Source organism: Staphylococcus argenteus (assembly GCF_000236925.1).
In the GTDB taxonomy this organism is placed as follows: domain Bacteria; phylum Bacillota; class Bacilli; order Staphylococcales; family Staphylococcaceae; genus Staphylococcus; species Staphylococcus argenteus.
Window position 1 is genome coordinate 2,090,604 of the sequence record NC_016941.1, and the last position, 11,892, is coordinate 2,102,495.

Annotated in this window: 14 protein-coding genes and 1 riboswitch; of the genes, 2 read left to right on the top strand and 12 right to left on the bottom strand. The window is 34.1% G+C overall.

Translation table 11 applies throughout. The annotated features are described in order from the left end of the window. Nucleotides 1–15: 15 nt before the first annotated feature. A complete protein-coding gene (locus SAMSHR1132_RS10190) occupies nucleotides 16–663 on the top strand; it encodes an HD domain-containing protein (protein WP_001200135.1) in 648 nt (215 codons plus the stop codon). A 550-nt stretch (nucleotides 664–1,213) separates the two neighbouring features. Here SAMSHR1132_RS10190 and yidC read toward each other — a convergent pair. The 7 genes from yidC to SAMSHR1132_RS10225 form a co-directional block, all read right to left on the bottom strand. Next, a complete protein-coding gene (gene yidC / locus SAMSHR1132_RS10195; RefSeq protein WP_000725805.1) occupies nucleotides 1,214–2,083 on the bottom strand; it encodes a membrane protein insertase YidC in 870 nt (289 codons plus the stop codon). A gap of 85 nt (nucleotides 2,084–2,168) precedes the next feature. Then, the gene (gene thiE, locus SAMSHR1132_RS10200; protein ID WP_000482953.1) at nucleotides 2,169–2,810 is read right to left on the bottom strand and encodes a thiamine phosphate synthase; all 642 of its coding nucleotides are present in this window, start codon (nucleotides 2,808–2,810) and stop codon (nucleotides 2,169–2,171) included. Between the two features lies 1 nt (nucleotide 2,811). Further along, nucleotides 2,812–3,603: a hydroxyethylthiazole kinase gene (gene thiM, locus SAMSHR1132_RS10205; protein WP_000876112.1), complete on the bottom strand. Its 792-nt coding sequence runs from the start codon at nucleotides 3,601–3,603 to the stop codon at nucleotides 2,812–2,814. Then, a complete protein-coding gene (thiD, locus tag SAMSHR1132_RS10210) occupies nucleotides 3,587–4,417 on the bottom strand; it encodes a bifunctional hydroxymethylpyrimidine kinase/phosphomethylpyrimidine kinase (protein WP_001039676.1) in 831 nt (276 codons plus the stop codon). Before thiD ends, thiM begins: the two co-directional genes overlap by 17 nt. Further along, nucleotides 4,414–5,100 carry a thiaminase II gene (gene tenA / locus SAMSHR1132_RS10215; protein WP_000397288.1) on the bottom strand — a complete coding sequence of 229 codons (687 nt, stop codon included), beginning with the start codon at nucleotides 5,098–5,100 and terminating at the stop codon, nucleotides 4,414–4,416. Before tenA ends, thiD begins: the two co-directional genes overlap by 4 nt. Nucleotides 5,101–5,181: 81 nt before the next feature. Then, a riboswitch (TPP riboswitch) is annotated at nucleotides 5,182–5,283 on the bottom strand. A gap of 196 nt (nucleotides 5,284–5,479) precedes the next feature. Then, complete coding sequence (locus SAMSHR1132_RS10220; protein WP_000752010.1) at nucleotides 5,480–6,172, bottom strand: transglycosylase family protein; 693 nt, start codon at nucleotides 6,170–6,172, stop codon at nucleotides 5,480–5,482. Nucleotides 6,173–6,563: 391 nt separating this feature from the next. After that, nucleotides 6,564–6,959, bottom strand: a complete 396-nt coding sequence (locus tag SAMSHR1132_RS10225) for a single-stranded DNA-binding protein (RefSeq protein WP_000932697.1) — start codon at nucleotides 6,957–6,959, stop codon at nucleotides 6,564–6,566. A 193-nt stretch (nucleotides 6,960–7,152) separates the two neighbouring features. Here SAMSHR1132_RS10225 and SAMSHR1132_RS10230 point away from each other — a divergent pair, with 193 nt between their 5' ends. Next, nucleotides 7,153–7,593: a YwpF-like family protein gene (locus SAMSHR1132_RS10230; protein WP_000846749.1), complete on the top strand. Its 441-nt coding sequence runs from the start codon at nucleotides 7,153–7,155 to the stop codon at nucleotides 7,591–7,593. A 56-nt stretch (nucleotides 7,594–7,649) separates the two neighbouring features. Here SAMSHR1132_RS10230 and fabZ read toward each other — a convergent pair whose 3' ends face one another. The 5 genes from fabZ to atpD all read right to left on the bottom strand — a co-directional run bounded on the left by fabZ (nucleotide 7,650) and on the right by atpD (nucleotide 11,888). Beyond that, the gene (gene fabZ, locus SAMSHR1132_RS10235) at nucleotides 7,650–8,090 is read right to left on the bottom strand and encodes a 3-hydroxyacyl-ACP dehydratase FabZ (RefSeq protein WP_000447680.1); all 441 of its coding nucleotides are present in this window, start codon (nucleotides 8,088–8,090) and stop codon (nucleotides 7,650–7,652) included. A 20-nt stretch (nucleotides 8,091–8,110) separates the two neighbouring features. Further along, the gene (gene murA / locus SAMSHR1132_RS10240; protein WP_000358013.1) at nucleotides 8,111–9,376 is read right to left on the bottom strand and encodes a UDP-N-acetylglucosamine 1-carboxyvinyltransferase; all 1,266 of its coding nucleotides are present in this window, start codon (nucleotides 9,374–9,376) and stop codon (nucleotides 8,111–8,113) included. Nucleotides 9,377–9,487: 111 nt separating this feature from the next. Continuing rightward, entirely contained in the window at nucleotides 9,488–9,721 is a 234-nt protein-coding gene (locus SAMSHR1132_RS10245) for a DUF1146 family protein (protein WP_000384521.1), read from the bottom strand. A 330-nt stretch (nucleotides 9,722–10,051) separates the two neighbouring features. Next, a complete protein-coding gene (locus SAMSHR1132_RS10250) occupies nucleotides 10,052–10,456 on the bottom strand; it encodes a F0F1 ATP synthase subunit epsilon (RefSeq protein ID WP_001094393.1) in 405 nt (134 codons plus the stop codon). 19 nt (nucleotides 10,457–10,475) lie between these two features. Then, nucleotides 10,476–11,888, bottom strand: a complete 1,413-nt coding sequence (gene atpD, locus SAMSHR1132_RS10255; RefSeq protein WP_000511140.1) for a F0F1 ATP synthase subunit beta — start codon at nucleotides 11,886–11,888, stop codon at nucleotides 10,476–10,478. Nucleotides 11,889–11,892: the final 4 nt, after the last annotated feature.

Genomic DNA, 11,892 nt, shown 5'->3' on the forward strand with positions numbered 1-11,892 from the left:
AGGAGTGTAATTTTAATGCAGTATTCTAAAATCATTGACGCCGCCCAACAATATATGGAATCTATACATCAAGATGATTATACAGGTCATGATATAGCGCACGTATATCGTGTCACTGAGTTAGCAAAATCAATTGCTAAAAAAGAAGGCATAAAAGACACTTTAATTATAGAGCTAGCATCTTTATTGCATGACACAGTTGACGAAAAACTCGTAGATGTTGATAAACAATTAGATGCATTGAAATCATTTTTGGCATCTTTATCGCTTTCAGATGAAACTCAAGAACATATATTATTTATAATTACGCACATGAGTTATCGAAATGGTAAAAATAATCATGTTGCTTTATCACTAGATGGTCAAATTGTTAGAGATGCAGATCGACTTGATGCTATAGGTGCTATTGGTATTGCACGAACATTTCAATTCGCTGGACATTTTGGTGAGCCTATGTGGACAGAACAAATGCCATTTAACAACATTAATGATGATTTAATTGAAAGGTTACCATCATCTGCCATAAAACACTTCTTTGAAAAATTATTAAAATTACAATCATTAATGCATACAGAAACAGCGCAAAAGATTGCTAAAGAAAGACATGATTTTATGGTTATGTATTTGCAGCAATTCTTTACAGAGTGGAATTATCACGATTAGCTGTGTCGATGTTATGATGTGGTGAAGTTGCTATGTCGTTGCGACATTTTGATTCTATGATGTGGTGATGTTGCGGAGCGATGACGTTTTGATTTTATGGCGTGTTTTGCGGAGCGTTGAAGTTACCGTTTCGATCCTATGTGATGCGGTGTAGTTGCCGGGCAGTGTTGTTGCCGTGCGGTAATGATACTATTCCATTGTGACGTTATTATTTCGCACTGTTACATGTACTAGTGCTTTGTTATGGAAATGTTTCGACATTAACTACCGTACTAATAATGCACTTCACCAATATGACATTACAATAGAGGCAGGTCACTCTGTTGTTATCACCATTTTACATACTATAGTCTTGTTAAATATTATGACACATAAAAAAACGGCAGTAGGATGAGTTTCATATTAGAAATCATCTTACTGCCGTTTCTACCTTTCAGACACTATATTATGTAATGCTATACTTTTGATATTTAAATAAAAAATCATGTGCCCCTAGAAAGTTAAAATTAGCTTCGACTTTTTGGGGGCTCATGATTTGGCATTGCTGAGGTTATTTCTTTTTCTTTTTAGACACTACTTGTGTGTTTTTGCCTTTTTTGTTGCCGCCATTGTGTTCTCTTTCATACGCTTCGATGAAAGGTTGCACTTCTTTTTTAGCAACTTTTTCATAATGAATATTCGCAAAGTGTGTTTGAACTACAAGGAATGCCGCACTGACTGACCAATATAAGCCAAGTGCTGATGCTGAGCTTAATGAAATCCAGATAATCATAATTGGTGAAATGATCATCATCATGTAACCCATTTGACGCTGTTCGTCTGGCATCGTTTTACTTGAAACATATGCTTGGATAAAGTATAAAACTCCGGCAATAATTGTAATCCAAATATCAGGACGTCCTAAATCGAACCATAAGAAGTGTGGATACTTAAACAAACCATCTACAAGTTGATCTTTAAGTACAAAGTATAATCCCATGATGATTGGCATTTGAATTAGCATTGGTAAACAACCTAACATACTCTTCATCGGGTTCATGTCATACTTTTTATAAACTTGCATTAATTCTTGGTTTGCAGCCATTTTTTCTTCTTGCGTACGTGCACGCTTCACTTTTTCTTGAATTTTTTCAACTTCTGGCTTTGCAACTTTCATTTTTTGACGCATCATATGACTATTTTTATAGTTTGACAACATGAATGGTAATAAGATAATACGAATTACCAATACAAGAATAATAATAGCTAAACCATAATTGTCGTTTAATAAGTTATTTCCCAACCAATCCAATACATTTTTCATTGGATCTACGAATGTATTGTAGAAAAACCCACTACGTTTTTCAGGTTTAGAATAGTCACAACCAGCCAAAAAGACCATAATACCTAAAAACAATGGTAGTAACGCTTTTTTCTTCATTTTTCCACCTCTATCATTATATTCACATAGGATTTATTCTATCACATTAATGAGTACGTATGAAACAATAAGTGGAAAAATTTAACTAATTATTAAAAAAATCTTTGAATTTTTTTACAGTACCTTCTATATTTTCACTTTTAGAAATAGCTGAAATGACTGAAATACCATCGGCACCTGCTTCTACAATAGGTGCCACATTATCAGTATTAATCCCCCCAATTGCTACAATCGGCAGTTGTGGATTCACTTTTTTTAATGTTGCAATCATTTCTGGACCTACTGGTGTATGCGCGTCATTTTTCGATGGTGTAGGATAGATTGGTCCTACACCTATATAATCAACATCAGTTAAATCAGATTTTGAATACTCATCTAAATCACTAACACTTAGTCCAATTATTTTATTTGTAAAAAACTGTGCAATCTCATTAACCTTAGCATCATCTTGGCCGACATGGATCCCGTCCGCGTTAATTTCCTTTGCTAATTCAACATCATCATTAATTATAAAAGGTACTTGATATTGATGACACAAATTTAGTAATTCTTTGGCTAATTCCACTTTTTCAGTGCCTTTTAATGCATTAGTTCCTTTTTCTCTAAATTGAAAAAGCGTTATTCCTGCTTTTAGCGCTTCATCTAATACATCATGAATAGTACGATGACTCGGAACATCAGGTGTACCACAAATAAAATAAACATTCAATTGTGAGTTATTAAACATGTTATTCCACCTCTTCAATACGAATCCATTGTTGATAAGTCATATTATCTAAATGGTATAACGTATCAAGTAATATTGATGAAAACGTTCCAGGTCCATTACAATTTTCATTTTCAGCGGCTAATTCAGCAGCAATATTAAATACACTAACCGCTTCAATCAACGCATCTATATCTGGTTTTGTATTTCTGAATAAGAATCCCGCAATAACTCCCCCTAATAAACAACCAGCACCGGTAACTTTAGTCAATAATGGTGAGCCATTTGATAACATTACCACTTTGCCATCTTGAACGATAACATCCTGTTCTCCTGTAACAACAATTGCAGTTTTATATGCTTCGTAAGCTTTTTTTGCAATAGCAACTGCATCTAAATTATTATCACTATCTGTGCCTTTCATAGTTGCTGTGTCATCAATCAATGCTAGTATTTCAGATGCATTCCCTTTAATTACTGACACGTTTGCTGACTGTAAAAGTAATTTGCAAAACTGTTTTCTATATGTAGATGCACCAACTGCTACAGGGTCAAAGACAATCGGTAATCCTAACTCATTAGCTGTTTGAGCAATTGCAATGATATCTTGTTCATTTTGTGCGGTTAATGTTCCGATGTTGATTAACAATGCTTGAGCTACTTTATAAAATTCTTCCGCTTCTTCTGGTGCCTCACTCATTGCAGGACTTGCACCAATACTTAATAATCCATTAGCTGTAAAATTTTTCACAACATCATTCGTATAGCAAATTGTTAATGGTTGTTCATTACGTATTTTATCTAGATATTTCATCATCTAATCCTTCTTTCTTTAAATATGCAAAATGATTGACTGGACCTCTACCTCTACCTATTTCAGGAGTATATTGAATACTCAATGAAATAAATTTTTTAGCTTTATGTACTGCTTCTGATAGTGTTCTACCTTTGGCAAGTTCTGCTGTTATAACTGCTGAAAAAGTACATCCAGTTCCATGAGTATGCTTTGTTTCAAATCTTTCACTTTCAAATGTTTCAACGCCATCTTTAGTAAATAAATAATCCTTTGAAATATTGATATCATCTGAATGACCACCTTTAATAACAACCCCCTTACTACCTATGTCATTAATAAAGATGCGTCCAGCTTGTAAAATCTTTTCTTCACTATCAATTGCAAGTCCTGTTATTTCCTCTGCTTCTGGTAAATTTGGAGTCACTACATCAGCTAATGGCAATAACGTATGTTGTAAATTTTGTTTAGTTGCATCATCCATTAAAGAATCGCCACTTTTAGCTAACATCACAGGATCAATTACATAAGGAATAGAGGGCTGCTGCAATAAATAATGACGTATTATATCCATCGTATCAGCTGTAGCAATCATCCCAGTTTTAATTGCGTGAGGTAATGTATCACTAAATACACTATCTAATTGCTCATCTACCCAACGACTATCTAAGTTATGAATATGTTGAACTCCCATCGTATTTTGAGCAACAATGCTAGTAACGACGCCCATACCATATACACCACACGAATGAAATGATTTTAAGTCAGCCATAACACCAGCACCACCTGTTGGATCTGTTCCAGCAATTGTTAATGCGATTTTTGGTTTATTCATTGACTATCTCCTCCAAATTCCCATTTTTCTAAAGTCATAGCCATATTGAAAAATCGACGTTCATGGATACAACTTTCTAAAAATACTTGTTTCACTCGTTTAAGTTCTTCGGCAGACATTGATTTTGCTAACTTATTCATCAATGCTTCAAAAACATTGATAACATCGTCCATTTCAGTACTATAAAAATCAAACCATTTTGCTGTATCTTTCTCTCTATTTAAATAGCTATCATTTTGCGCACGCTTCGCTAATTCTGCATATATATATGGGCACGGAGCCATTGCGGCAATTGTATAAATAGCATTTTCACGACTAAATGCTTGGAAATACATATGCTTAATGTAATGGTCTCCACTTGGTGGCCAAACTTTAGTTTTAATAATTTCTTCATAAGATTCACCAACAATTTGTGCTAATATATCATGCGCTAACACTTCACCTTCTACCATAAAATCAATTTGTTCTACTAAAAATTTCACATCGTCCATATTGTTCATTTTTGGAATTAACAATGCATATAAGTTTGTAAATTCTTTTAAATATGCAGCGTCAGCTTTTAAGTAATGGCGTAATGCGTCAGCTTCTATATTTCCAGATAACATCTTTTGAATAAAATCATCTTCATAAATATCGTCAATGATTGGCTTTGCTGCTAGGTACAATTCTTGTGTAAACTCCATTGTAAAAATCCTCCCTAAATAAAAAAACTACTTCCAACGCAATGAAAGTAGTTTGATAATAATGCAACTAGTCCAGCTACACATAACCAATGACTACTTTCCTACGTTGGTACTAACCAAATCAGGTCATAAGGGTCTGAATCTTCATCTCAGCCAATTAATTAGGCTCCCCTAGTAGTTCGTTAATATTCAATTCCAAATTTATCTTAGCAAACGTTTTCAACATTTTCAATTATTGTTGCATAGCTTTATTATTAATTTTTAAAAATTAATTTCTCTATTACATATAAAAATGACCGAAAATATTTGCAAGTCAATCCAAATATTTCCGGCCTTAATTTAATTGTATGAATCTATATATTAGTTATATATGTGTAACTTAAGCTGTTACCCAATGACCAGCGCCACCAGTGTTATATAATTTTACTGCTGCAGCATCTTGGACACTTTCTGGTGCATTTGCTGGTGATACACCTTTATATTTAGCTGGTGCTACTGAATCCCAAGTTGATTGTAAGAATTGATATTTACCTGCTGCACCTGATGTTGGATTGACAGCATGAATATTACCACCAGATTCACGTTGTGCAATTTGTTTTAGATGATCATTCACATTAACTGAAGATCCTTCAGATGCTTTTGATTCTGTTGGTGTTGCAGTCATTTGTGAGTTATTTGATGTTGATGCTTGTGGCTGTTGTGTTTGAGCATTTTGTGGTGCCGCCACTTCTTGTGATTGTGTAGGGTTCGCTTGTGTAGTTGAAGGCGCTACTCCATTAGTAGGTGCTTGTGCACTTACTGTTGCTTCATTAGCACCTGTTGCATGATAACTCCATGCGAAGTGTGTACCATCTGATTCAAAATGATACGTAAACCCTTCATAGTCAAATGTATAATTATAAGCGCCTGCTTCAATTGGTTTTTGATTTAATGTTTGATCGTTTGATTGCGCCATTTGCGCTAATGATGCTTTATTTAAATCCGCTTCACTTGCATGGGCTTCATGACCTGCATTTCCTGCTACGATTCCTAAACCTACTGCTAAAGATGATGCGAGTAATGTTTTCTTCATAATCTTAAAATCCTCCTACAAGTAATTTGTTTCTTTAAAAGTTTTACAGCAACTACTGTAACATCTGTGAAATCATTGCAGGTTACAACGAAATAAAAAAATACTCATGTTTTTTACATAGACTTTACATAGTTTTAGTCTATATTATTTAAATTTATACCCTATGAAATTCGCCATAGCAATAACGGATGGTTTTCATTTGCATTTTTATATGTAATCATTTTGCAATCTAACTATACTTTGGCACAGAAAAACTACACAAAAAGACGACCTACACAACAATTGCAATGGTCATGTAAGTCATCTTTAAGTGAGTATATTTCAAGTTAATATGATCTATAAAAAATAGGATGGATTAAATGTATATTAAGGATGTTTAGGATAATTGGATTTAAATTTCTAATAAGTCAGGATTATCTATATTATGAGAGTCAATATCTAAAATACTATCTGAGAGAATTTCATTATTTTGGGATTTAGGGGACATGAATTTTATAGTTTCAACATATAATTCTGTAACAAAGTGTGTTTGACCGTCTTTATCATATTTTCTTGATCTCATTTGACCTGTAATACCAACTAGCGTACCTTGATTGGTGTACTTATCAATGTTTGACGCTAGCTTGCCAAATGCTTTGCAAAAAATATAATCACAAACGATTTCTCCGTTTTCATCTTTATAATTTCGTTGTGTTGCAACACAAAACGTAGCAACCTTTCTTTCCTCCTTTTCAAAGATTTGTACATCTTTCGTTAGTCTTCCAACTATTACGATTTTGTTTAGCATAAAGTGTGTGGTTCACCTCCTATGCTTATATCTTAATAATTTACTTATGTATGGTCAAAATTACAAAATTTATATTATTTATAGCTATCACATCTTATTATTTGTTATATTTAAAGAAATTAGTAAGAAATAATGCTTAAAATACCTGAAAACTTCAAATATCATATATATAAATCAAATGGGATGTGGAAATATGAAAACTTTTAAAGCAGTAAGGTTCCAAATTGTAAATGAACACGGCAGAATTATCGAATATGAGTTAGAAGATGGTGTAATAATTAATAAAGAAGAAAGTGGTACAGGTTGGTTACTTGAAATTGTTATTTCAAATGAACATTATGAAACTTTTAAAGAATACCAAGACAATGAACGGTTACTTGATATACGTGTTGTTATTACGCGTCCAGCCAATGACCCAGCATTATTTGAGTCCACTATTAAGAGTATTAAAAATTTCAAAACAACGATGTCTATTGTATTTGAATGTCATATTTATACTTTGAGACAACAGTATGCTGAAAGTTTATTAGAACAACTTATCGATGACGGCTTATCTGGTGAAGAATTAAAAAAATCATTTAATAGAATGATGCAATCTAAACCGAAGTTAAAAGATGAAAAATTAGAAGAATAAAGAAAAAACATTCAAAGACAATGAGATTCATTAGATCTTTGAATGTTTTTTAGTTTTTATTTCACGTCTTGAATTGCAAACGTTAATTCACAACTACAAGCTAGTTGTCCATCAACAGTAGCCTTTGCACTACCTTTGCCAATTGGACCTTTAATTTTTGTGATTTCCACTTCAAGCGTCAATGTATCTCCTGGTACAACTTGACGTTTAAATCGACATTTATCTATACCGGCAAACAATGCTATTTTCCCTTTATTTTCTTCACTGTTTAAAATTGCTACCGCACCAGTTTGTGCTAATGCTTCAGTTATCAATACACCAGGCATTACTGCATAATCTGGAAAATGCCCTTGGAAAAATGGTTCATTGCCAGACACTTGTTTAATTGCCACACATCGGCGACCTTCTTCATATTCAACAACTTTATCAATTAATAAAAATGGTTGTCTGTGAGGTATAATTTGTTTAATTTGGTTATAATCAAAAATTGTTTCCATGGTTGAATTCCTCCATTATATTAATCGTTAATACGTTCAATGTCTGCACCTAATTGTTTTAATTTACCATGCAAGTCAACATAGCCTCTATCTAAGTGTTTTAATTCTGTAACACTTGTTTTACCATCAGCCACTAACCCAGCTAAAATTAATGCTGCTGCAGCTCTTAAATCAGTAGCTTTAACTTGTGCACCTTGTAATTGACTCTTTCCTTCAAGTTTAGCACTACGACCTTCAACATTGATATTAGCATTCATTCGTTTAAACTCTGCAACATGCATAAATCTATTTTCAAATACAGTTTCAGTAACCACTTTATGGCCATTTGCTGTTAATAATAATGCCATCATCTGTGACTGCATATCGGTTGGGAATCCTGGGTGTGGCAATGTCTTAATATCAACAGGTTCTAATTCGCCTTCTGCACGCACTCGAATACCATCTTCTTGATAATCAAGTTCAACACCCATTTCTTCTAATTTATAAACCAAACTAGCCATATGTTCTTTAATTGCGCCACGTACAAAAATATCGCCACGAGTAATTGCACCAGCGATAAGAAGCGTTCCTGCTTCTATTCTATCTGGAATGATAGCATGTTCAACACCGTGTAAAGATTCAACGCCGTTAATTGTTATAGTATCTGTTCCAGCACCAGTAATTCTACCGCCCATTTCATTGATATAATTTGCTAAATCTACTATTTCAGGTTCTTTAGCTGCATTTTCAATTAACGTTTTACCTTTAGCTAATGATGCCGCCATAATAATATTTTGTGTTGCTCCTACACTTGGAAAATCTAAATGAATTGATGTACCTTTTAATCCATCTTTAGCATTCGCATAAATATTACCATTTTCAAGATGGATTTCTGCACCTAATGCTTCAAAACCTTTAATATGTTGTTCAATTGGTCTACTTCCAATCGCGCACCCACCTGGTAATGCAACGATGGCATGACCTAATCTAGCTAATAAAGGCCCCATAACTAAAATACTTGCACGCATTTTACTAACATATTCATATGGTGCCTCTTCATTTAAGGTTTTTGTTGCATCAACGATAACAGCATTCTCGTCTTTTTTGTATGTTACGTCTGCATTTAACGTTGTTAATACATTATTAATTGTTTCTACATCACTTAAGGCTGGAACATTAACAAGCTTACTAGGTTTGTCAGAAGCTAATAATGATGCAGTCAATATTGGTAATACTGCATTTTTTGCACCTTCAACTTTAACCTCACCTGTTAATCTATTTCCACCCTTGATTACTATTTTATCCATCGTAAATCCTCCACTAAGAACTCCTATTACTTTTACATTTCCCTATTTTAAAATTATTTTTAATCATTATTTAATTATATCTAGTTTTGATTACAAATAACAGAGCTAGTCTTATTTTATTAAATATTTTACCTGCGTCGAGTATTGTAACAAATCTACAATAAAATTGCTTACTGCAGTACCTAATAAAATAGCAACAAATATCAAGCAAACTTGAAGTTGTGCTGAATACCCTTTTTTGAAAAATTGATCTAATCGAATTGATTGCAATGCCCAATAGGCAATGCAAATACATACTACATGTAACACTAAATGGATAATTGCATATTGTCCGATATAATCCATTTTATCACCTCATAAGATTACTGTATTACATTGTACATGAAATGGTTAAATAATGATACAAAGTTTATTACCCGTTTTTAATAAAGATTATGCTTATTTACGATATAATTCTTTTTACATAAAAATCATAGTTATAATATTTCTGTTCGTCAATGTGAGTGTTTGTGTCCGACTTCTTTCAGATTCCACTTCACAATGGACACCCTTATCTTTCACTAACAGTTCCTACTACCTAGCCTGTAACGGACTTTCACCGTCAAGTTGTTGCCCATGCCAGGCGCACTAAAAAAGGGTCGAAGATATGTAACCACACCTTCGACCCTTTATTTTCTATTTTAATTCAGCCACACGCAAACGGTTATTTGCTCTCTCTAAAGCTCTTTCGGCTCTATGAATATCAGTATTGTCGTCATCATTTTCCAAGTGAGACTCTGCTCTTGCTTTGGCTAATTTGGCTCTTTCAACATCAATTTCTCTTGCAGTTTCTGCAGTTTGAACAATGATTGAAACTTTATGCTTTCTAACTTCAACAAAGCCATCGCTTACAGCAATGAATTCAGTTCCATCGTGAAATTTCACTTTTACAAAGCCTGTTTTTAAAGCAGCTACAGTTGGAATATGTCCACTCATGACACCTATCTCACCCGCTGTTGTTTGCATAACTACGAGTTCAACATTATCACGATCGTAAACAGAACCATTAGGAGTGACAATATCTAGGTTTAATGTATTCATTATCCATTCCTCCTAATTGTTATACTTCAACACCCATATCTTTAGCTTTTGCAATAACATCATCCATGCTACCAACTAAACGGAATGCATCTTCTGGAATATGATCATACTTACCATCTAAGATATCTTTAAAGTTGGCAACTGTTGTTTTAACAGGTACATAAGATCCTTTTTGACCAGTAAATTGTTCCGCAACGTGGAAGTTTTGAGATAAGAAAAATTGAATTCTACGTGCACGTTCAACTGTTTGCTTATCTTCATCAGATAATTCATCCATACCTAAGATAGCAATAATATCTTGTAACTCACGATATTTTTGAAGTGTTGATTGTACATCACGTGCTACTTCATAATGTTCTTGACCTACAATAGATGGTTCCAATGCTCTTGATGTAGACGCTAATGGATCCACGGCAGGATAAATACCCATTTCAGTTAATTTACGTTCTAAGTTTGTTGTTGCATCTAAATGCGCAAACGCAGTCGCTGGTGCTGGGTCAGTGTAGTCATCGGCAGGTACGAATACCGCTTGAATAGATGTAACTGATCCTTTTGTTGTTGATGTAATACGTTCTTGTAATTGTCCCATTTCAGTTGCAAGTGTTGGTTGGTAACCTACCGCAGAAGGCATACGACCTAATAATGCAGATACTTCTGAACCAGCTTGTGTAAATCTGAAAATGTTATCAATGAATAGTAATACGTCTTGACCTTGTTCATCACGGAAATATTCAGCCATTGTTAAACCAGATAAAGCTACACGCATACGTGCACCAGGTGGTTCATTCATTTGTCCGAATACCATGGCAGTTTTCTTGATTACACCACTATCACTCATTTCGAAGTATAAATCATTACCTTCACGTGTACGTTCACCTACGCCAGCGAATACTGAAATACCACCATGCTCTTGAGCGATGTTATTAATTAATTCTTGAATTAATACAGTTTTACCTACACCGGCACCACCGAATAATCCGATTTTACCACCTTTAATGTAAGGGGCTAATAAGTCTACTACTTTAATACCAGTTTCTAAAATTTGAACTTCTGTTGAAAGTTCATCAAATGCTGGTGCTTGACGATGAATTGGGTCACGACGAACAGAATCACTAATTTCTTCTTTAAGGTCAATTGTTTCACCTAATACATTAAATACTCGACCTAATGTTTCGTCACCAACAGGCACACTAATTTCTTTGCCTGTATCTTTTACATCCATACCTCTTTGGACACCGTCAGTTGAATCCATCGCAATAGTACGAACAACGTCGTCGCCTAATTGCAGCGCAACTTCTAATGTTAGTTGTACAGTACCTTCTTCTTTAGGCACATCAATAACCAAGGCATTGTTAATTTTAGGAACTTCGTTATGTTCAAAACGAACATCAATTACAGGACCCATAACTTGAGTTACACGGCCAATTCCCATGCTA

What these genes read in the sequence shown, in the direction of transcription:
- atpD (WP_000511140.1), bottom strand. Translation starts at nt 11,888, where the DNA reads ATGGGAATTGGCCGTGTAACTCAAGTTATGGGTCCTGTAATTGATGTT.
- SAMSHR1132_RS10220 (WP_000752010.1), bottom strand. Translation starts at nt 6,172, where the DNA reads ATGAAGAAAACATTACTCGCATCATCTTTAGCAGTAGGTTTAGGAATC.
- fabZ (WP_000447680.1), bottom strand. Translation starts at nt 8,090, where the DNA reads ATGGAAACAATTTTTGATTATAACCAAATTAAACAAATTATACCTCAC.
- SAMSHR1132_RS10225 (WP_000932697.1), bottom strand. Translation starts at nt 6,959, where the DNA reads ATGCTAAACAAAATCGTAATAGTTGGAAGACTAACGAAAGATGTACAA.
- SAMSHR1132_RS10245 (WP_000384521.1), bottom strand. Translation starts at nt 9,721, where the DNA reads ATGGATTATATCGGACAATATGCAATTATCCATTTAGTGTTACATGTA.
- thiD (WP_001039676.1), bottom strand. Translation starts at nt 4,417, where the DNA reads ATGAATAAACCAAAAATCGCATTAACAATTGCTGGAACAGATCCAACA.
- tenA (WP_000397288.1), bottom strand. Translation starts at nt 5,100, where the DNA reads ATGGAGTTTACACAAGAATTGTACCTAGCAGCAAAGCCAATCATTGAC.
- SAMSHR1132_RS10250 (WP_001094393.1), bottom strand. Translation starts at nt 10,456, where the DNA reads ATGAATACATTAAACCTAGATATTGTCACTCCTAATGGTTCTGTTTAC.
- SAMSHR1132_RS10190 (WP_001200135.1), top strand. Translation starts at nt 16, where the DNA reads ATGCAGTATTCTAAAATCATTGACGCCGCCCAACAATATATGGAATCT.
- SAMSHR1132_RS10230 (WP_000846749.1), top strand. Translation starts at nt 7,153, where the DNA reads ATGAAAACTTTTAAAGCAGTAAGGTTCCAAATTGTAAATGAACACGGC.
- thiM (WP_000876112.1), bottom strand. Translation starts at nt 3,603, where the DNA reads ATGAAATATCTAGATAAAATACGTAATGAACAACCATTAACAATTTGC.
- murA (WP_000358013.1), bottom strand. Translation starts at nt 9,376, where the DNA reads ATGGATAAAATAGTAATCAAGGGTGGAAATAGATTAACAGGTGAGGTT.
- yidC (WP_000725805.1), bottom strand. Translation starts at nt 2,083, where the DNA reads ATGAAGAAAAAAGCGTTACTACCATTGTTTTTAGGTATTATGGTCTTT.
- thiE (WP_000482953.1), bottom strand. Translation starts at nt 2,810, where the DNA reads ATGTTTAATAACTCACAATTGAATGTTTATTTTATTTGTGGTACACCT.